At 33.5% G+C, this 21,818-nt stretch carries 19 protein-coding genes; 3 read left to right on the forward strand and 16 right to left on the reverse strand.

Going from position 1 to position 21,818, the window contains the following annotated elements; translation table 11 throughout:
* Positions 1 to 4: 4 nt before the first annotated feature.
* The 9 genes from RYL55_RS02405 to tig all read right to left on the reverse strand — a co-directional run bounded on the left by RYL55_RS02405 (position 5) and on the right by tig (position 7,387).
* Entirely contained in the window at positions 5 to 289 is a 285-nt protein-coding gene (locus RYL55_RS02405; protein WP_315006948.1) for a post-transcriptional regulator, read from the reverse strand.
* Between the two features lie 15 nt (positions 290 to 304).
* On the reverse strand, positions 305 to 595 hold the full coding sequence (yajC, locus tag RYL55_RS02410) for a preprotein translocase subunit YajC (protein ID WP_315006950.1): 291 nt from the start codon (positions 593 to 595) through the stop codon (positions 305 to 307).
* Between the two features lie 56 nt (positions 596 to 651).
* Positions 652 to 1,797 (reverse strand): tRNA guanosine(34) transglycosylase Tgt, encoded by a 1,146-nt coding sequence (tgt, locus tag RYL55_RS02415; RefSeq protein ID WP_227931275.1) that lies wholly within the window; start codon positions 1,795 to 1,797, stop codon positions 652 to 654.
* Between the two features lie 154 nt (positions 1,798 to 1,951).
* Entirely contained in the window at positions 1,952 to 2,254 is a 303-nt protein-coding gene (locus tag RYL55_RS02420; protein ID WP_314111828.1) for an iron-sulfur cluster biosynthesis protein, read from the reverse strand.
* Positions 2,255 to 2,316: 62 nt separating this feature from the next.
* Positions 2,317 to 2,742 carry a GNAT family N-acetyltransferase gene (locus tag RYL55_RS02425; protein WP_315006953.1) on the reverse strand — a complete coding sequence of 142 codons (426 nt, stop codon included), beginning with the start codon at positions 2,740 to 2,742 and terminating at the stop codon, positions 2,317 to 2,319.
* Positions 2,743 to 2,747: 5 nt separating this feature from the next.
* A complete protein-coding gene (yihA, locus tag RYL55_RS02430) occupies positions 2,748 to 3,341 on the reverse strand; it encodes a ribosome biogenesis GTP-binding protein YihA/YsxC (protein WP_314111832.1) in 594 nt (197 codons plus the stop codon).
* A gap of 2 nt (positions 3,342 to 3,343) precedes the next feature.
* On the reverse strand, positions 3,344 to 4,618 hold the full coding sequence (locus tag RYL55_RS02435; RefSeq protein WP_315006956.1) for an MFS transporter: 1,275 nt from the start codon (positions 4,616 to 4,618) through the stop codon (positions 3,344 to 3,346).
* Between the two features lie 102 nt (positions 4,619 to 4,720).
* Positions 4,721 to 5,959 (reverse strand): ATP-dependent Clp protease ATP-binding subunit ClpX, encoded by a 1,239-nt coding sequence (gene clpX / locus RYL55_RS02440; RefSeq protein WP_315006958.1) that lies wholly within the window; start codon positions 5,957 to 5,959, stop codon positions 4,721 to 4,723.
* Between the two features lie 147 nt (positions 5,960 to 6,106).
* Positions 6,107 to 7,387 (reverse strand): trigger factor, encoded by a 1,281-nt coding sequence (gene tig / locus RYL55_RS02445; RefSeq protein ID WP_315006960.1) that lies wholly within the window; start codon positions 7,385 to 7,387, stop codon positions 6,107 to 6,109.
* Positions 7,388 to 7,619: 232 nt separating this feature from the next.
* On the opposite strand from tig, the gene recU reads away from it, so the two are divergent.
* Positions 7,620 to 8,207, forward strand: coding sequence for a Holliday junction resolvase RecU (gene recU, locus RYL55_RS02450; protein ID WP_399545504.1), 588 nt, complete (start codon positions 7,620 to 7,622; stop codon positions 8,205 to 8,207).
* 10 nt (positions 8,208 to 8,217) lie between these two features.
* Positions 8,218 to 10,716 (forward strand): PBP1A family penicillin-binding protein, encoded by a 2,499-nt coding sequence (locus tag RYL55_RS02455; protein WP_315006964.1) that lies wholly within the window; start codon positions 8,218 to 8,220, stop codon positions 10,714 to 10,716.
* A gap of 36 nt (positions 10,717 to 10,752) precedes the next feature.
* On the opposite strand, the gene rny is transcribed toward RYL55_RS02455, so the two are convergent.
* The 6 genes from rny to gtfA form a co-directional block, all read right to left on the reverse strand.
* On the reverse strand, positions 10,753 to 12,318 hold the full coding sequence (gene rny, locus RYL55_RS02460; protein WP_315006966.1) for a ribonuclease Y: 1,566 nt from the start codon (positions 12,316 to 12,318) through the stop codon (positions 10,753 to 10,755).
* Positions 12,319 to 12,442: 124 nt separating this feature from the next.
* Complete coding sequence (locus RYL55_RS02465) at positions 12,443 to 13,411, reverse strand: bifunctional oligoribonuclease/PAP phosphatase NrnA (protein ID WP_315006968.1); 969 nt, start codon at positions 13,409 to 13,411, stop codon at positions 12,443 to 12,445.
* An 8-nt stretch (positions 13,412 to 13,419) separates the two neighbouring features.
* Positions 13,420 to 14,736, reverse strand: a complete 1,317-nt coding sequence (locus RYL55_RS02470; protein WP_315006970.1) for a DRTGG domain-containing protein — start codon at positions 14,734 to 14,736, stop codon at positions 13,420 to 13,422.
* Between the two features lie 39 nt (positions 14,737 to 14,775).
* Positions 14,776 to 15,180 (reverse strand): metal-dependent transcriptional regulator, encoded by a 405-nt coding sequence (locus tag RYL55_RS02475; protein ID WP_315006972.1) that lies wholly within the window; start codon positions 15,178 to 15,180, stop codon positions 14,776 to 14,778.
* A gap of 244 nt (positions 15,181 to 15,424) precedes the next feature.
* Positions 15,425 to 18,058: a bifunctional acetaldehyde-CoA/alcohol dehydrogenase gene (gene adhE, locus RYL55_RS02480; protein WP_315006974.1), complete on the reverse strand. Its 2,634-nt coding sequence runs from the start codon at positions 18,056 to 18,058 to the stop codon at positions 15,425 to 15,427.
* 195 nt (positions 18,059 to 18,253) lie between these two features.
* The gene (gtfA, locus tag RYL55_RS02485; RefSeq protein ID WP_315006976.1) at positions 18,254 to 19,696 is read right to left on the reverse strand and encodes a sucrose phosphorylase; all 1,443 of its coding nucleotides are present in this window, start codon (positions 19,694 to 19,696) and stop codon (positions 18,254 to 18,256) included.
* Positions 19,697 to 19,852: 156 nt separating this feature from the next.
* Between gtfA and RYL55_RS02490 the strand changes: the two genes are divergently transcribed.
* A complete protein-coding gene (locus tag RYL55_RS02490; RefSeq protein WP_315006978.1) occupies positions 19,853 to 21,382 on the forward strand; it encodes an AMP-binding protein in 1,530 nt (509 codons plus the stop codon).
* Positions 21,383 to 21,625: 243 nt separating this feature from the next.
* Here RYL55_RS02490 and RYL55_RS02495 read toward each other — a convergent pair whose 3' ends face one another.
* Positions 21,626 to 21,751, reverse strand: a complete 126-nt coding sequence (locus tag RYL55_RS02495; protein WP_315006980.1) for a hypothetical protein — start codon at positions 21,749 to 21,751, stop codon at positions 21,626 to 21,628.
* Between the last annotated feature and the right edge of the window lie 67 nt (positions 21,752 to 21,818).

The raw sequence follows: 21,818 nt of genomic DNA on the forward strand, positions 1-21,818 counted from the left end.
TTTTCTAATCTAACAATTCGCTCAAATCAATGGTGTCTAATGTCATTTCCGTTGAAGTTTGAGCCATAATCGATTCATAATCAAAATAATCATTAATTGTTAATTGATTCAACTGATAAATTTGCTCAAACAAATTTTCAGGCTTCTGCTTCTTCCAGCGATACGTCACAAAATAAGTGGCAATATCATAACTAGAAATCGATTCATATCCCTGAGTTATAAATTCAATAATTTTATAACTTAACCAAGGACGAAACTGTTCCAATAATTCCTCTTGCTTATTCATCATACCAACACAAAACCACTATTCCGCATCAGCAACAGCTAAACCACTATCGCCAACAGTTGGAACAACATGATGAATCGCACGACGTTCAAAAGTTAAATAAACACCATCACAATCGATTTCAACAGTTTGTGCATCCGTATCAATATAATGAACAACTCCATGTAACCCACCGATCGTAACAACATGATCCCCAGCTTTCAAAGCATTCATTTGCTCTTGTAATTTTTTATTACGCTCACGATTTTTACGACCAATAAACCACCAAAGGGCTCCTAAACCTACAATATAAAGTAACATTAATGCCATTTTCAACACTCCTTCATTTAATGTATTACTACTGTATCAAATTTTTCCTAAGAATACTAGAAATTACGAGCATTTTCTTTATTAAATCCATATTCTTCGAAAAATGCTTCTCTAAATTCTAGTAAATTATCATCCATAATCGCTTGACGAACTTGTTTCATTAAGTTCAATAAGAAATATAAATTATGGTAACTTGTTAAACGTAAACCAAATGTTTCATCTGCTTTAAATAAATGACGAATATACGCACGAGAATAATTACGACATGTGTAGCAATTACATTTTTCATCGATTGGACGGAAATCACGTTCATATTTCGCATTTTTAACAACCAGACGTCCGGCACTCGTCATACAAGTCCCATTTCTTGCAATACGTGTTGGAAGTACACAGTCAAACATATCGACTCCACGGATTACTCCGTCAATTAATGAGTCAGGAGAACCTACTCCCATTAAGTAACGTGGTTTATGAGATGGAATCAGTGGTGTTACATAGTCTAGTACTTCATTCATTTCTTGCTTTGTTTCTCCTACAGACAATCCACCAATCGAATACCCTGGGAAATCAAGTGAAATCATATCCTTAGCATGATCCATTCGTAAATCCTTGTATCCTGCCCCTTGTAAAATTCCAAATAAAGCTTGAGTTTCTGGAGATTTATGAGCTTTCAATCCACGTTCTGCCCATCTAGTTGTACGAGCAATAGAGTTTTTCACGTAATCATGAGTATGATGGAAATCTGGACATTCATCAAAACTCATAATAATATCTGCCCCTAATTTATTTTGTACGTCAATTGAAATTTCTGGAGACAAGAATAATTTTGATCCATTTAAATGGTTTCTAAAATGTACGCCCTCTTCTTCAATTCTTCTCATATCACTTAAAGAGAATACTTGGAAACCTCCTGAATCTGTTAAGATTCCTTTTTTCCAATTCATAAAATTATGTAATTTTCCTGCTTCATCTACAATATCCGCACCTGGACGTAACCATAAGTGATATGTGTTACTTAAAATAATATTTGCTCCCATTTCATCTAATTCTTCTGGAGACATTGATTTTACAGTTGCAAGTGTTCCTACAGGCATAAACATTGGAGTTGGAAAAGTTCCATGTGGTGTAATAATTTCTCCAAGACGAGCACCTGTATGTTTTTCTGTTTTAATTAAACGATAAGTTACAGCTGGTTGTGTCATTTCTACATTCCTTTCTTTGTACAGTCAACTATAACTGTATCTTACTATGCTCTATTTGTCCAATGTTTTATAAGATTTTAAGTAAATAAACAAAAAAACTTCAAAAGTCAGATTCTGTTCCTAACTTTTGAAGTTTAATTTCTCTATTGATTGATTATGCAGTTTGAATGGCACGATAGCTATAGGATGGTTCTTTTAGTTTTTCATCAAACACAATATCTAAATCGTGACCTTGGAAAAACCATTCATCACCTATTTCAACAAAATAAGTAATCCCATTTTTTTCCACACTAACAAATGGATTATTTGGTGAATCAACTTCTACTGCCAAAGAAAAACCTTCATGAATTGGACTGCATCCATAAACTTTCCCTAAAAAGCGAACACCACGTTCTTTAGAAACTCCCATTTCTTCTTCAAACCATGCTTGTGATTTTTCATCAATTGTTAATTTCATATGCCCCATCCTTTAACTTCATTTCTTGATAATAGTTTACCATAATTTCTAAAATCTTGCTTTTACTTTGCTTGCAATAATGGGTTAACCATAAAAGAAGTACACCCATATTTAGAAAAAGCGGTAAATCCATTTGCTTCATAAAATGCAATTGTTTTTACTTCACTATCCGTTGTTAAAATGATTTGATACACTTCATTAAAATACTCCAGTGTTTGACGAAGTAATTGTGTACCGATTCCCTGCCTTTGATATTCGGGAAGTACAATAATATCTTGAATATAGAGAATAGAATACCCATCTCCTACTGCTCTTAAAAATCCAATTAACTTTCCTTCTTCATCTCTTGCTGTAAGAATAAACAAACTATGTTCTAATGCATTTTGTAGCATTATTGGATTAGACGTATAATTCGTCCATCCTACTGCTTCATATAATGGAAATATTTCTTCAAAGGAAACTACATCATTTATCTTATACCCAATCAACCTATTCACTCCTCATCTAATACGATTGATTCAATCCATTCCCAAGCTTTTTCTACCCCTTCTCCTGTTTCAGAAGAAAATGTTAAAAATAACTCTTCCGGTGGTTTTCCAAAAGCTTTTCGAATTTGACTGACATGTTTATTCCATTTACCACGAGGGATTTTGTCACACTTCGTCATAATAATTCGATAAGGAATTTCATAATACTCTAAAAACTCACGCATTTGAACATCTTCTGTACTAGGTTCATGACGGAAATCAACGAGGATTAAAACAAGTTCAAGATTTTCACGAGTTGTAATGTACTCTTCAATCATTTTCCCCCATTTTTCGCGTTCTTTTTTTGAGACTTTTGCGTATCCATAACCCGGAACATCAACAAAGTAAAACAAATCATTAATATGATAAAAGTTTAATGTCTGAGTTTTACCTGGTTTACTAGAAGTTCTTGCTAAACTTTTTCGTTGAATTAAACGATTAATAAAAGATGATTTTCCCACATTCGAACGACCCGATAAAGCAATTTCCACTTTTTGATCCGTTGGATATTGATTAGGTCCCACCGCACTAATCGTAAATTCAGCATTTGTCACTTTCATGATTACGCTCCTTTCTCAGTTGTTTGAGGATTTATTTTTACAAAGAATAATAATCCTCCTCCAATTAAGAATAGAACAATTAGAGAAAAGACTCCATCTAATGAATTACCAGTCATTTGCGCAGTAATTCCTAATAATGTTGTTCCAAGAATCGATGAAAATTTCCCAAAAATATTATAAAATCCGAAAAATTCATTGGCACGATTTGCCGGAATAATTTGTCCAAAAATAGAACGACTTAAAGATTGAACTCCACCTTGAGCAGTACCAATACAAATGGCTAATAATAAGAAGTCCGTATAAGTTTTTAACCCTGTTGCTAAAATACAGATAATAATATAAGTCGCAATTCCTAAAAACACTGTATTTTTTGCACCAATTTTTTTGGCAAGATATCCATAGAAGATACTAAATGGAAATGCAACAATTTGAACGATTAACAAAATCATAATCAAACTATTTCCATCTAATCCTACATCGCTTCCTACAGCTGTTGCCATTTTTATAATTGTCCCAATTCCATCAATATAGAAGAAATAAGCAATTAAAAATAAAAATACTTGTTTATGTTCACGAATATGTTTAATCGTTTCAAATAAACGTGCAAAACTGTCAAATACCGGATGCTTATCATGTTCGATAAAATGTTTTTGTTTTACATACTTCCAAAATGGAATCGTAAATACAAACCACCAAACAGCAGTAATAAGGAATCCAATTTTTACAATGATATCTCCAGCAAATGAAGAAAATTGCATAATCATCATAAATAAGACAAATGGAATGACACTTCCAATATACCCATAACCATATCCTGCTGCTGAAATGCGGTCCATACGATCATAAGTTGTCACATCCATAATGGAACTATCATAAAAAATATTAGAAGCAGAAAATCCAATGGCAGAAATCGTATATAAGACTAATAAGAACATCCATTGATCACTGCCCGAAAAAATCATACCAAGAACTGAGAGTACACCGACCATTGTTGAAATGGTAAACATTGGGTTTCGATATCCTCTATAATCCGCTAAGGCTCCTAATACAGGTGCCATCACAGAAACAACAAAAGTTGCAATTGAATTGGCATAGCCTAAATAAGCTGTTGAGTTAGCTGCAGATACTCCTGCATTTGTAGTAACTGTTTTAAAGAAAATTGGGAATATAGCTGTAGTAATCATTAATGAATACACTGAATTAGCCCAATCTTGTAAAATCCACGAAAATTCTTCTTTTGTGTAACGCTTTGCAAAAAATTTACGAATTGCAGACATAAAAATCCCCCTAATTCATAGGAATCTCGTAAGAGATAAAACTTAGATTTTTGATTGTTTCATCTTTAATGAATTACGAAATCCTATTGTTGTCATATACTATTATACTTTTAATAATTTGCCTTTCTTATTATATAATTCAGGTTGTCCTTCATTATCCACAACCGCTTTTGTCACAATGACTTTCGCAACTTCTTCTCTACTTGGAATTTCAAACATTAAATCCATCATCACAGATTCAATAATTGAACGAAGTCCACGAGCTCCTGTTTTTCGTTCAATGGCCTTTGCTGCAATTGCCTCTAAAGCATCTTGTTCAAATTCTAATTGAACTTCATCCATCAAGAATAATTTTTGATATTGTTTCACTAAGGCATTTTTAGGCTCTGTTAAAATCGAAACTAAATCTTTTTGTTCTAATTTTTCTAATGCTGCAATAATCGGTAAACGTCCAATAAATTCTGGAATCAATCCAAATTTTTGTAAATCTTCTGGAATTATCATTTGCATTAAACTATCATGCTCACTAAGATTTTTATTAGAAGAACCGAATCCAATCACTTTTGCTCCAAGTCTTTCCTTAACAATTGTTTCAATTCCGTCAAAAGCTCCACCAACAATAAATAAAATATCCGTCGTATCGATTTGGATTAATTCTTGTTGAGGATGTTTACGTCCACCTTGTGGTGGAACAGAAGCTATCGTTCCTTCTAAAATTTTTAATAATGCTTGTTGTACACCTTCACCACTTACATCTCGAGTAATCGATACATTTTCACTTTTACGTGCAATTTTATCGATTTCATCAATATAAATAATTCCTTTTTGTGCACGTTCAACATCATAATCCGTTGCTTGAAGAAGTTTTAGTAAAATATTTTCCACATCTTCCCCAACATATCCAGCTTCGGTTAATGTTGTTGCATCGGCAATGGCAAATGGTACATTTAATAGTCGCGCTAATGATTGAGCTAAATACGTTTTCCCTGAACCAGTTGGTCCAATTAAACAAATATTACTCTTTTGTAACTCTACTTCATCTTCCTCTACTAAATGATTAATACGTTTATAATGATTATATACAGCAACCGCTAATGCTTTTTTAGCATTTTCTTGCCCAATGACATATTCATTTAAAATCTCACGAATTTCTTGTGGTTTTGGTACGGTTAATTCTCCTTCAAAAAATTGTGTTAATAATTCTTCATCAATGATTTCTTTACATAAATCTACACATTCATTACAAATAAAAACATCTGGTCCAGCGATAATTTTTTTCACTTGATCTTGTGACTTCCCGCAAAAAGAACAACAGACATGGTTTTGTTTATCTTTATACAACTATGTAACCTCCATTCAATTTTTGACACTATAATAGTAGATTAGCATATCTAAAGACTTAGAACAAGGAAAGTCCATTCTATTTTCAATATTTTCCATAAAAAAGAACAACCTTGTTTCCAAGATTGTTCTTCATCACTTTTATAATTATGCTTCTACTGCAGATTCAGTAATTAAAGCTAATGCTTTTTTCATTGAAATATCGTTTTTCAACATTTCAACTGAAACAGCTGCACGAACAGCTCCTTCTTCCATACCGTATTGAGCAGCTAATTCTTTCACTTCTGCATCAACATCAGCTTCAGTAACTTCAATGTTTTCATCTTTAACGATTTGTTCTAATACTAAGTTCGTTTTAGTACGTACATCAGCATCTTTTTCCATCATTTTGTGTAAATCAGCTTCAGTTGTACCTGTGATTTGGTAGTACATTTCTGGTGTAATACCGTTACGACGCATGTCGTTTAAGTAGTGTTGCATTTGACGATGTACTTCTTCGTGAACCATTTCAGCTGGTAATTCAACGATTTCAGCATTTTCAACTGCTTGGCGTAATGCTAAGTCAGCTACAGCTTCGTCAGCTGCTTCAGCTTTAGCTTCTTCTAATTCTTTACGGAATTTTTCTTTTAATTCTGCTAATGTTTCAACTGAATCATCAATATCTTTAGCAAATTCATCTGTTAATTCTGGTAATTCTTTTGTTTTAACTTCGTGAACTGTTACTTTGAATACCGCATCTTGACCTTTTAAGTTTTCTGCATGATATTCTTCTGGGAATGTAACTTTTACTTCAACGTTGTCGCCTTCTTTCGCGCCTACTAATTGATCTTCAAATCCAGGAATAAATGAACCTGAACCTAATTCTAATGAGTAGTTTTCACCTTTTCCACCTTCAAATGCTTCTTCACCTAAGAAACCTTCAAAGTCAATAACAACTGTATCTGCTAATTCAGCAGCACCTTCTTTAACAACTAACTCAGCTGATTTAGCTTGTTCTTGTAATAAGCGGTCTTCTACATCTTGTTCAGAAACTGTACGATCTTGTTTTTCAACAGTTAATCCTTTGTATTCACCTAATTTTACTTCAGGTTTAACAATTACAGTTGCTTTGATAACCCATGGTTGACCTTTTTCTAATGATTCAATATCAATTTTTGGTTGAGTTACTGGGAAAATACCAGTTTCTTCTACTGCATTGTCATATGCATCTGGTAATAAGTAGTTTAATGCATCTTGATATAATGCTTCTTCACCATACATTTTGTTGAAAACTTGGCGACTTACTTTACCTTTACGGAAACCAGGAACGTTTAAGTTCTTTTTCACACGGTTAAAAGCAACTTCTAAACCTTGTTTAATTGATTCTTCTGAAATTTCAAATGTTAACACAACTTCATTTGTGTTGATTTTTTCAAATTTTGCTGTCATAGCTTTCCTCCAAAAAATTCTTACTTCATCAAATGAATTGATGAGCTATTTACATACTCATTTATTTTACAACACCTTTGTAAAATTGTAAAATATTTCTGTTTATTTTTTTAATAAATCATTAAAATTTCTATCTCGAAACCAAATTGTAATCTAGTTGTTGCGAATCTTAACAATAATTTTAGCTTTTACACTAAAATCAATGGTATAATAGATTAAGATTAGGGGTGATATTATGATTCAATACCCAAAAGGACATGGAAAAATTTCCTCTCCTCAAACTTCTACTGTTACATATGGTAGTCGAGGAATGTTCTTAGAAACTTTATTGAATCAAACAAACGATTATTATCGATTAAGAAAAATAGCCGTTATCCATAAAAAACCAACTCCCATACAAGTAGTTAAAGTGGATTATCCAAAACGAAGTGCAGCAGTGATTAAAGAAGCTTATTACCGACATGCTTCTACTACTGACTACAACGGAGTTTATCGTGGATGCTATATTGATTTCGAAGCAAAAGAAACAAAAAATAAAACTTCGTTTCCTTTTATAAATATACATGAACATCAATTACAACATATGGAAGAATGTATTTTTCAAGGTGGCATTGTATTTGTAATCTTTTATTTTTCTTCTTTGAATGAATACTATTTATTAGAAAGTCAGTATTTAATATCGTTTATAAAAGAAAATAAAGAAAATAAAAAATCTATTCCATTAGATTACATAAAAAAATATGGAGAACCTATTCCATTAACCGTACAGTCTATTTTAGATTATATTCCAGTAGTTGATAAATTGATTGATAAAATTTAGGAGGTTGTCTATGCCAGAAACACGACGAACTAGACGTACAAAACAAAATCAAACAAAGAAAACTAAAAGTAATAAGAAAGGTCGTATTTGGAAAAAAATAGGATTAACTCTATTTTTTATCATTGTTTTAATTTCCATTACACTTTCTGGTTTATTTTTCTACTATGCTTCTACAACACCAAAGATTTCAGCTGCGGATCTTCAAGGAGCTACGGAAACTCAAATTTTTGATATGAATCAGGAACTCATTACTAAATTAGGTGGTGAAAATCGTGATTTAATTGAACCAGAAGAAGTTCCACAAGGATTAAAAGATGCCATTACTTCAATTGAAGATAAACGTTACTATTCCCACTTAGGAATCGATCCAATTCGTATTGTTGGTTCTTTTGTTCGTAACTTACGTGCAGGACATATTACTCAGGGTGGTAGTACTATTACTCAACAATTAATTAAACTATCTGTTTTCTCTACTAAAAAAGAAGACCAAACTTACAAACGTAAAATTCAAGAAATATTATTAGCTTTACAAATTGAACGAGAATTTTCAAAAGAACAAATTTTGACATACTATTTAAACAAAGTTTATATGGCTAATAATACTTATGGATTTGGTACTGCTGCTAATTACTACTTTGGAAAAGAATTGAAAGAATTAACAATTCCGCAATTAGCATTACTCGCTGGAATGCCACAAGCTCCAAGTTCATATGATCCATATGCTCATCCAGAACAAGCTCAAGAACGTCGTGATATTGTATTACAATCTATGAAAGATAATGGCAAATTAACAGACGCTCAATTACAAGAAGCAAAAGCAACTCCGATAACTGAAGGCCTAATTGCCGAACATGAGCAAGTATCAACAGATGATAATCGTTTAATCTTTGACTCATTTTTAACAATGGTAGCCGATGAAGTAAAAGAAAAAACTGGCTTAGATGTTTATTCAGATGGATTAACAATTGAAACTACGGTTAATTCACAGGCACAAAATCATTTATATGAAATTCTCAATACAAATCATTACGTTCAATACGTAGATGACAACGTACAAAATGCGGTTGTTATGTTAGATTCTACTACAGGTGCGGTAAGAGCGATTAATGGTGGCCGTAAACAAACGAATTTATTAGCTTATAATCGTGCGGTTCAAAATGATAGAAGTACTGGTTCAACGATTAAACCAATTATGGATTACGGTCCTGCCATTGAATATTTAAATTACTCTACTGGACAAACCATGGTCGATAAACCAACAACTTATTCAAGTGGATTCGAACTAAATAACTGGGATAATCAATTTATGGGAACAATGACGATGCGTAAAGCATTAGTATTATCTCGTAATACTCCTGCCTATCAAACTTTTAAAGCAGTTGGAAATGATAATATTCAAGCTTTCCTAAAAAAATTAGAATTATCTGTTACAAATGATGGAAAAGAATCCTTAGTAGAAAGTAACTCTATTGGTGCAAACTTATCTCCGTTAAAAATGGCTGCAGCTTACTCTGCATTTGCCAACTATGGTACTTATTCTAAACCATATACAGTAACAAAAATTACAACACGTGACGGTCAAGTATTACAATTTAAACCAGATCAACATCAAGCCATGAAAGACTCTACAGCGTATATGATTACAAATATGCTAAAAGATACGTTCACTTATGGATTTGCAAATGATTTACGTATGGGAAATCTTCCACATGCTGCTAAAACTGGTTCAACGAACTATACACCAGAACAAAGAAAACAACTTGGAGCTTCAGATAGTGAATTTGTCATTCCAGATTCATGGTTTATTGGATATTCTCCTGCATACACTATTTCTGTATGGACTGGGTATGATAATCCTTATACAAAAGGTCATGGATTATCTCAAACTGAAGCCAATTATTCAAAATGGATTTACGGTCACTTAATGAATTTTGCCATGAAACAAACTCCAGTTAAAGATTGGGAACAACCTTCGAGTGTTGTCTCTTCACAAATTGTTGTTGGATCAAATCCTCTAGCATTAGCTGGACCAAATACTCCTGCTGATAAAGTAAGTATAGAATTATTTGTAAAAGGTGCTGTACCAACTCAACAATATGTAGAGGAAAAAATTGCTCCGCCATCAGGATTAAATGTTAGTTATGATGCTACTAAAAAAGAAGTTACCGTTACATGGAATGCTGTTAAATCTGACGAAGAAAAACCTAAATATACTATTAGCGTTGGAGGACAAACTCAAACCGTTGATAAAACTACCGCTACTTTCAAAAATATTGCAGGTGAATCTGTAACCATTAGTTTAACCGTTACAATAAAAGATAAAACATCGGATCCAGTAACACATGAACTAAAATTAGGAACTAAACCTGAAGAAAAAGAAAAAACTAGCACAATAACGAATCAACAAAATCCTCAGCAACCACAACAACCCGCCCAACAAAATGGGCAAACAACTCAAGCTCCTGTTAGAAACGAAGTAACAACACAGACGACGGGACAAAATAACTAGTAAAAAAACACGCTAGATTTTCTAGCGTGTTTTTCATTATTTAGCATATTCTACAGCTCTTGTTTCACGAATAACTGTAACCTTAATATGTCCTGGATATTGTAGTTCTTCTTCAATTTGTTTACGAATTTCACGTGCTAATAAAATCGAACTTGCATCATCAATTTTCTCTGGATGAACCATCACACGAATTTCACGACCCGCTTGAATTGCAAAGCTACGTTCTACACCTTCGTGTTCATTTGCAATAGCTTCTAATCGTTCTAAACGACGAATGTAGTTTTCCAAGGATTCACTACGTGCTCCTGGTCTTGCAGCTGATAAGGCATCTGCTGCAGCTACTAATATCGCAATTGTCGAGGTCGCTTCAACATCTCCATGATGAGATGCAATAGCATTAACCACAATTTTGTTTTCTTTGTATTTTTGAGCAATTTCCGCACCGATTTCAACGTGTGAACCTTCAATTTCATGGTCTAATGCTTTTCCTAAATCATGAAGTAAACCAGCTCTTTTAGCAATATTTACATCTTCTCCAAGCTCACCAGCCATAATTCCTGCTAGTTTTGCAACTTCGATACTATGATTTAAAACATTTTGTCCATAACTTGTACGGAAATATAATCGACCTAAAATTTTAATTAAGTCTGGATGTAATGAATGAATTCCAACTTCAAATGTTGCTTGTTCCCCAATCGAACGAATTCTTTCATCCATTTCTTTACGAGATTTTTCAACCATTTCTTCAATTCTTGCAGGATGAATACGTCCATCTGCAATTAATTTTTCTAGAGTCATCTTAGCAATTTCTCTACGAATTGGGTCAAATCCACTTAGTACTACAGCTTCTGGTGTTTCATCGATAATTAAATCAATCCCTGTTAATGATTCTAAAGTACGAATATTTCTTCCTTCACGTCCGATAATTCGTCCTTTCATTTCGTCATTTGGTAATGTCATCACAGTAACTGTATTTTCTGCTACTAAATCTGCAGCAGAACGTTGAATGGCTTGTAAGATAATATCTTTAGCCGCTCTATCTGCTTCATCCTTAGCACGTTGTTCAGATTCTTTTATCATGACAGCACGTTCGTGACTTAATTCATCACGTGTTTCCTGCATGATAATTTGTTGTGCTTCTTCACGACTAATCGTTGAAATGCGTTCTAATTCTGCTCTTTGTTCAGATAGCACATTGTCAATCTCTTCTTCTTTTTCCGTCATGACTTGTACTCTCTCTTGAAGTTTGTTTTCTTTATCTTCAATGGATTGTTCACGTTTTTCTAAAACTTCATCTTTACGATCAAGATTTTGTTCCCTTTGAATCATCCGTTTTTCTTGCAGTAAAACTTCATTTCTTCTTTCTTTTAACTCATTTTCAACTTCAGTACGATACTTATGATTTTCTTCCTTAGCTTCTAATAATACTTCCTTTTTTAATCGGTCAGCATCTTTTTTAGCATCTTCTAAAATCATTTCAGCCGATTCACGAGCAGCTACAACTTTTTTCTCATAATTGGATTTGAAAACAAAATATCCAGCAACAATTCCGATTACTAAAGTTAAGATCGCGAGGCCTCCTGTTAATAGTTCTGAGTTCATTGAGTCACCTCCGTCTCATTTTTAAATTTTCAAAATTAATTGCATAAACAATCGTTGGATAGAATAATCCAACTCAATAACCATTGTATTATTCTATCCAACTAAAGTCAACTATAACTCGTCATTATTTCAATGAAGAGATAAATTTTTTAGAAGATTCATTCAATTCTTCAGCCATTTGGTGTACTTCTTCCAATGTTTTCACAACTGCACCAGATGCAAGCGGATGTCCTCCACCTCCATGGTTCGCAGCAATTTCATTTACGATTGGTCCTTTTGAACGTAAATTACAACGATAAGTACCATCTGGTTGCTCTACAAATAAGCACCAGCAATGAACTCCTTCAACTGTACTTGGTAATGAAATAACTCCATGAGTTTGATGTTCTTCTACTCCAAACTCTTTTAATTGTTCTTGGCTTAAAATGGTAATCGCTACTCCATTTTCAGAAATTTCCATATTTTGGTAAATGTAACCAGCTAAACGACTAACTGAAACAGGATTCGTAATCATATGATAAGCAATTTCTGAAATTTTCACTGGAAATTCTAATAATTTAGACACCATTTCGAAAGTCACTGTTGTAGTTGCTGGGTATAAGAAACGTCCTGTATCCCCTACAATTCCTGCATATAAGGCATTCGCAACTTCTTCATTCACTTTCCAAGGTGAATTTTCACTAAATACAAATTGACATAAAATTTCACTTGTACTACTAGCAGTTGTATCAACGTATGAAATTTTCCCATAAACATCTCTATCAGGATGGTGATCAATCTTAATCACTTCTGATGGATGAACTTCGTATGGAGAATCAATACGTGGAGTATTTGCTGTATCATTCACAATGATTAATGAAGCATCAAATACTTCTTGAGAAATGTCATCCATTGTACCAAAATATGCTAAATCTTCATTCATTTCTCCTAAAGCATACACTTTTTTATTTGGGTATGTTGCTTCAATAATTTTTTTCAAAGCAATTTGAGAACCAATGGCATCTGGATCAGGTAACTCATGTCGTAAAATTACGATAGAGTCCGCCTTTTGAATTTCTTGATCAATTGCTAATAAGTATTCTTGTTTATTCATTCTAACTATTAATTCCTTTCCATCAATTGACTAGACATCACTGCTTTAGCAACAATACTATTTTCTAAGTAAACAGAAATATCTAATTTTGTAATTTTTCTTCCATTATCAAGTGACTGAATTTGTAAAATAATATCACTATCAATTGGAATCATTTTTAAATAATGTAAATCTAACTGTTCAATAACAGCATTTCTTCGTTGACTACGAGAAATAAACTCTTTAGAAGCTACACTCACTACTTCACAAAGAACCCCGAATGATAACATTCCTAAATTATTGGTCATTTGTGGAGTCACTTTAAATTGGAACTTAGATAGTTGAGTATCCATTTCTACAACATTCAAACTTTCCGCTACATCATCTTCAAAAGTGTTTCCCACTTGCGGTTGTCTTTGAGCTAATTGCATAGCTTTCATCACATCTTGACGGGAAATAATTCCAATTAATTCCATATTATCTTGAACTACTGGAAGCATCTCTAATCCATTCCAAATCATAGAATGTGCTACACTCGCTACACTTGCATGCAATTTCGTAATGCTTGGGTTTCTTGTCATCACTCGTTCAATGACTATATGATCATTTTTACCAATAACATCTTTTGCCGTAACAATTCCCACTAATCGATTAGAATGATTAATGACTGGGAATCTTGAATTTCCAGTTTTATGATTCATTTTTCGATAATCTTCGACTGTATCATCTAACATTAAGTAATTTGTTTGAGAAAATTCAGTATAGATGTCTGCTACAATCATAATTTTTTTCTTAATTAATTGGTCACTCATTGCACGATTAATTAAAGATGCTACTGTAAATGTATCATAAGTTGTTCCAATTACAGGAATTTCCAATTCATCCGCCCTACGGATTAATTCAATAGAAGCAGAAAATCCACCCGTAATTAACACAGCAGCACCCTGCTCTAAGGCTGATAATTGAGCAGCATCTCGATTCCCAATAATTAATAATGATTCTGGTTGAATATAGCGTGTCATCGCTTCTTCCGTCATTGCTCCAATAACGAAACGATTTAAAATTTTATCTAATCCTTTAGAACCGCCATATACTTCTCCTTCAATAATTTTAACAACTTCCCCAAAAGAAAGTTTTTCAAAATTATCTTTAGATTTTCTTTCAATACGAATAGTTCCAACACGTTCAATCGTTGAAACAATTCCTAAGTTTTCTGCCGCTTTGATGGCTCGATATGCCGTTCCTTCACTTAACTGCATATTTTTGGCAATTGTTCGTACAGAAATCTTTTCGCCAACAGGCAATGATTCAATATATTCAATAATTCGTTGGTGCTTGGTTGACATATTTTCTCCTCCAAATCGCATTTATTTCATGCATTGGTATTACTCATGAAGTGTTGGAATAATTTCTCCATGAGGACAATGAGTTGGATCATCTAAAAATTCTACTAAGCGTTCAATTAATTCAGGTGAAGAGGCATGTTCTAATACTTCAGCTTGAGCATGTACTTCTTCTGGCGAAAAGCCTAAAGACTTCACTAAAAAAACTTCCCAGATTTTATGTGTGCGAATTAAACGTTCGGCAAACATGATTCCCTTTTCTGTCAGTCTCGCACCCTTATATCGTTCATAAGTTACATATTCCTCTGCTACTAATTTATTTAGCATTTCAGTAGTAGATGCTGCTGAAATTTGAAGCATTTTCGTGATTGACTTATTAGAAACGAGTTCATGATTACCACCTAATTTATAAATTGCCTTGATATAGTCTTCTTTATTAGGTGTCATATTGCTTCCTCCTTTGAACTTCCCTGACAACTGTATAAAAGATTTGCATGTAACCTTTTATTTGTAAAATAGTATACCATAAAACTGTATCAAAATAAACAAAGCAACTGTACTACTTTTCAGAAAAAATATATTTTTTTATATAAAACTTACGGAATATTTCTCTTCTAAATAAAATTTTCCTTATGCATACAAAAAAGCGTAATAGTTCGAACACTACTACGCTTTATAAATATCTAACGAATTATTTTAAACGTCCAGGACGAGCTGCGTAACCATAGTATGCATCAGCAAGAATTTCTTCCATGTGAGCAACCATTGGTAAACGAGGGTTCGCTGGTGAACATTGATCTTCATATGCTAATAATGCGATTTCATGGATTGTTTCTTTCCATTCTTTTTCATCTACACCTTGAGCTTTGAAGTTCATTTCAATTCCTACACGTTCTCCTAATTCATAAACAGCTTTTGCTAAAGCATCTACTGCTTCTTCAGGAGTTGATGAAGGTAATCCTAACATTCTAGCAATGTCTTGGAATTTTTCATCTGCACGGTAGTAGTTGTATTTAGGCCATGTAGAAGTTTTAGCTGGACGAGTACCATTGTAACGGATAACATATGGAAGTAAGATCGCATTTGTACGTCCGTGAACTGTATGGAAGAATCCACCAACTTTGTGAGCCATTGAGTGAGACATTCCAAGGAATGCATTGGCAAATGCCATACCAGCCATTGTAGAAGCATTATGCATTTTTTCTCTTGAAACGAAGTCTCCGTTTTTAACTGAACTTTCTAAGTTTTCAAATACTAATTTGATTGCTTGTAATGCTAAACCATCAGTATAGTCATTCGCTAATGTTGAAGTATATGCTTCAACTGCGTGAGTTAACACGTCCATACCTGTGTCTGCAGTAACAAATCCTGGAACAGTCATTACTAATGCTGGGTCAACAATCGCAATTGTTGGAGTTAATGAGTAGTCTGCTAAAGGATATTTACGATTATTTGCTTTATCAGAAATAACGGCAAACGGAGTTACTTCAGAACCTGTACCTGAAGTTGTTGGGATACCAACATATTTAGCTTTTTCACCTAATTCAGGGAATTTGAATGCACGTTTACGAATATCCATGAATTTTTGTACTAAATCACGGAAGTCAATTTGGGGTTGTTCGTAGAACATCCACATTACTTTAGCAGCATCCATTACAGAACCACCACCAAGAGCTACGATTGTATCTGGTTCGAATGATTTCATAATTTCAGCACCACGGTTAACAGTTGTAATATCTGGATCTGGTTCAACATCTGAAAATACTTCGTAAATAACTTTGTTTGGACGTAATTCTAATTGTTCAATGACACGTTGTAAGAATCCTAAGTTAACCATTTGTTGGTCAGTTACAATCATTACACGTTCTACATTTTTCATTTTTTGTAAGTATTGAATTGAATCACGTTCGAAATAGATTTTCGAAGGAACTTTAAACCATTGCATATTATTTCTACGTCTCCCTACTTTTTTGATATTTAATAGATTCACAACGCTTACGTTATCACCAACTGAGTTACGTCCATAAGAACCACAACCTAAAGTTAGAGATGGAATGAAGGCATTGTAAACATCCCCGATACCACCAAATGTAGATGGAGCGTTCCAAATAACACGAATCGCACGAACAATACGTCCAAATTCTTTCGCTAATTCAGCATCTTCTGTATGAATAGCTGCAGAGTGTCCTAAACCGTTAAATTCAACCATTTGTCTTGCTTTCTCAACACCATCTTCACGAGATTCAGATTTTAAGATTGCAATCACTGGAGATAATTTTTCACGAGTTAAAGGTTCTTTTTCCCCTACTTCACTACATTCAGCTGCTAAAATATTTGTTCCTTCTGGAACTGAGAATCCTGCTTGTTCTGCAATCCATGCAGCAGGTTTACCTACGATATTAGCGTTTAATTTAGCACCTGCACAGTTTTTACTGTTTGCTTTTACGCCGAAGCAGAACTCTTCAAGTAATGCTTTTTCTTTTTTAGATACAAAATAAGTATGGTAGCTCTTTAATTCTGCTACAAACTCATCATAAATTTCTTTATCAATAATAGCTGCTTGTTCTGAAGCACAAACCATTCCGTTATCGAATGATTTACTCATTACGATATCGTGAGCAGCTTGACGAATATTTGCAGATTTTTCAACATATGCAGGTACGTTACCAGCACCTACCCCTAAAGCTGGTTTTCCGCAAGAATAAGCGGCTTTAACCATTGCATTACCACCTGTTGCTAAGATCGTTGCAATACCATCATGATTCATTAAAGCATTTGTTGCTTCGATTGATGGATGTTCAATCCATTGAATACAGTCTTCAGGTGCTCCAGCTGCAATCGCTGCATCACGAACGATTTGAGCTGCATGAGCTGAACTCTTTTGAGCTGATGGATGGAATGCAAATACGATTGGGTTACGTGTTTTCAAAGCAATTAATGATTTGAAAATTGCTGTTGAAGTTGGGTTAGTTGTTGGTGTAATACCACAGACAACCCCTACTGGTTCTGCAATTAATGTTAAACCTGTTACTTCGTCATCTTCAATAACTCCAACGGTTTTCGTATGACGCATATTATGAACTACGTGTTCACATGCAAATAAATTTTTAGTCGCTTTATCTTCGAAAACTCCACGACCAGTTTCTTCTACAGCGTGTAATGCTAACACACCATGTTGATCAAGAGCTGCTACTGATGCTTTCGCTACAATATAGTCCACTTGTTCTTGATTGAGCAATCTAAACTTTTCAAGTGCAACTAGCCCTTTCTCCACTAATTCATTCACTTCTTTTTGAGAGTCTACTACTTTTTTCTCTTCACTCACTGGGAATTCCTCCGTTGCTTGTTATTTTTATCACATATTTATCATACAATATTTTTCTGTTTTTGTAAATAGTAGAAAACGAATTTTTTAAAAGAAAATATTTTCATTTAGTTTCAATTATCATTTTCATAAATAGTTTTATATTCTTACAAGCAGATATAAAAGGGGAGAAATTCCTCCCCTTTATTCAATTTTTTATAAATAGATTGCTACTCCATTTTCTTCAATGGTATATTCTTTTGAAGCTAAGTTTGCAATTAAACGAGCTTTTGTTTGTTGATCAGCACTTGTACGAACAATTTCAATCGTTGATTCATCTGGAGTTAAAATTTCTATGTCTCCTTCCAAATCAAATGCTTTTGAAGTATTTCTAAAACGTAATAATGATAATAATTGTTTAACAACTGGTCGTTCAACTTCTTTTTCAATTTCTTCTAATGTATAGTAATGACGATTAATATTACGTCCTTCTTTTGTTGCTTCAAGAAGTTCAATATCATTTTCCCCAGCTAATAATCCTACATAATAAATCTGAGGAATCCCTGGAGCAAAACATTGTAAAATTCTTGATAGTAAGTAACTTGCATCATCATTTCCTAATGCACTATAGTACGTACTATTAATTTGATAAATATCCAAGTTATTATATTTTTCACTTGAATAGACTCTCTTCACATTCGCTCCAACTTTATACAATTGTTCTGAAGTATAATCTAATTCTTCATCTGTTAATAAATCTCTTGCATCTACAACACCAATTCCATCATGTGTATCTAATGTTGTAAATTGTTTCATTGGACTCATTTTTAACCAATTAGCTAGTCGATTAGACTTGCCACTATAAAGCGAATACAACACAACCATTGGTAATGCAAAATCATATACAAAATAATCATGATCTGCAATTTTCATTTGTATCGAATAATGTTCATGAATTTCAGGCAATAATTCTACTTGATGTTTCGCAGCTTCTGCTCGTACTTCATCTAATAAATCCCAAATTTCAGGCTCTACAAAGAAATCATTTGTATCTAATTTTTTCACAGCATAGGCAAAAGCGTCTAAACGAATTAAGGAACATCCGTGACTTGCCATATCTTTAATAGTTTCACGAATAAATGCTTTTACAATTTCTTTTTTAACATCTAAGTCAATTTGTTCCTCACCAAATGTATTCCACACTTCTTCTGTTGTACCATCTTCAAAATGAACTGTTTGGAAAGGTGCTTTATCTTTTCTCTTGTAGATTAAATCGATATCTTCTTGTGTTGGACGTCCAGGAGGGAAAAATTCATGGACACGAATAAACATATCTTTATAAGGAGAATTTTCATGATTCTTTTTAAAATCTTGGAAAAATTTTGATTCACGAGAAATATGATTAATCATAAAATCAAACATTAAGTAATATTTCTCTCCTAATGCATCGACATCTTCCCAGCTACCTAAGTCTGGATCAACGGTCGTATAATCACTTGGTGCAAATCCTCTATCACCTGTTGAAGGGAAAAATGGAAGTAAGTGTACTCCTCCAATTGATTCTTTAAAGTAGGTTTCTAAAACAAATTTTAGATCCTTCATGTTTTTTCCTAAGCTATCTGAATAAGTAATCAGCATCGCTTCATTTTTAATTTGCACATTTATCAACTCCTATTTCTACCAGTATTAAACCGGTTGCATAAGTGTATTTTACCAAATATTAAAACGTTTGCATACACCTATATAAAAATTTTTTTTGCATGTTATTTTCTACTCTTGTATACTAGATGAAGATTATTTCGAAAGGATGTTACTATGTCTACCATTTATGAACACGAACCTTTACAGTTATATAAAAATTATGAGAAAGCTTGCTATGACTTCCCAAATACAAAAATCTATTTCGATAAAGTTTTATCTGCTTTCCCTGAATTTGGCTTAGAAACAACTTACCAAGAAAGTTTAACCATCATTCAAAAACGTGCCTTTCAATTAGCAAATTTAGGCATTCAAAAAAGAGAAAAAGTGATGGTATATAAATCTTCTGCTATCGATACTTATTTATTAGCCTGTGCAATTTCCTATTTAGGAGCTATTCCAGTGATGACTTCTGGTCACTTACCTACTTCCATCATTGATACATTTTTTGAGCGATTAGAAGATGCTTGGTTAATTTATGATAATAAAACAGCAGAAAAAGTAATGCTTTTACAAGAAAAAAATAAAGCAAAGGCTCTTTCGATACAAGAAATCCAAGAACAAATTGAAACCATTACCCCTTTCATTTCCCTTGATCCAAATGAAATTAGTTATATGACACACACTTCTGGTACAACCGGTATTCCTAAACTAATTGCACACTCTGCTAACAGCATGGGATGGCGAACCGCTTTCCAAAAGAGTATTTTTTCAAAAATGAAAGAAAAAGGATTGCTAGCATTTCATATTTCTCCGGTACACTCTCGTTTTAATATTGGAATCTCTTCGTTAATGAGTTTAGGATATCCTTATTTAGCGATTAAAGATCCTAGTATTCAAAATATCGAGTATTTACTGCAACAATACCAACCAATTGGAATTGAAACGCATCCAAATAATTTTGTTCAATGGGCTACACTAGCTAAAAAACGTCCAGAATTATTTGAACATACTCGTTATTATCACTCGACATTTGATGCGATTAATAAGGAAACTATGGCTACATTTTTAAAAACGAATCGCAAGAAAAATGCCATTTATTTACAAATTTATGGACAAAGTGAATGCGGACCTGCCATCGTTCGTAAACACACATTAGAATCATTATCAGGAATGAATATTCGTAATATGGGAGTCGGGTTTGAACATTTTACAAAGGCAAGAATTGCAACAAATGACGGTACACTTCTACCAACGAACACACCAGGTAATATTCAATTATATTCTAAAGGACGAGCGTTAACGTACTTCAAAGAAGATGCTCGATTCCAAGAAAATGTGTACAATGAATGGTGGGATACTGGTGATTACGGCCTTATCAATGATAACGGTGAATTACTCCTTCATGACCGTCAAGTAGACTTAGTAGAAACCGTAGAAAGCACACTAGCAATAGAAGATTATTTACTAGACCATCTACCGTTCCTTGAAGAAGTCGTCATTATTCGTGATAATCATGGCTATCCACAACCAATCGTAGCTATTGCCGATGGAGAACTCTTCCAAGAGGAATTATGGTTTAAAGCTATTGAAAACTTACCTCATCTAAATGAACCAATTATGATGGATTATGATAAAATTCCAAGAACAGCAACCATGAAAGTTCAACGACGTGAACTCGAACAATTGCTATTTGGTAGTAATTAATATGAATGGTAGTGAAAAAGCTCTCCGTGTAGCGTAATCGTCCAATCACCAATCGTATCAAAAACGAGCTCCCCGAAATAATCGGAGAACTCGTTTTCACTTCTATTGATTTAGGTTGTTACTCCTCATCAACTGATAAGATGTAACAACATTTTATTTTTTACTGTATATACGAAGTCAATTCTAATTCTGAAATGTTTAACTGTTGAGCTCCATTTTCAATAGACAAAAGGCCTTTCTTTATTAAGCCAACAATGGTTGTGAGGGCCCTTCTTCTCTACCTTCCATTCTTGCTAATTGTTTTTCTTCTGCCACATACTCTAAATGCGCATAGTAGCCATCTAGTTTCCTTGTTCGATCATCAAACATCGTTTGTTCCTCCTACAATAAGTATGCAGTCAATTCCGACTCTGACATATTTAATCTCTTTGCCCCA

Source organism: uncultured Granulicatella sp., assembly GCF_963515615.1.
Classification (GTDB): Bacteria; Bacillota; Bacilli; order Lactobacillales; family Aerococcaceae; genus Granulicatella.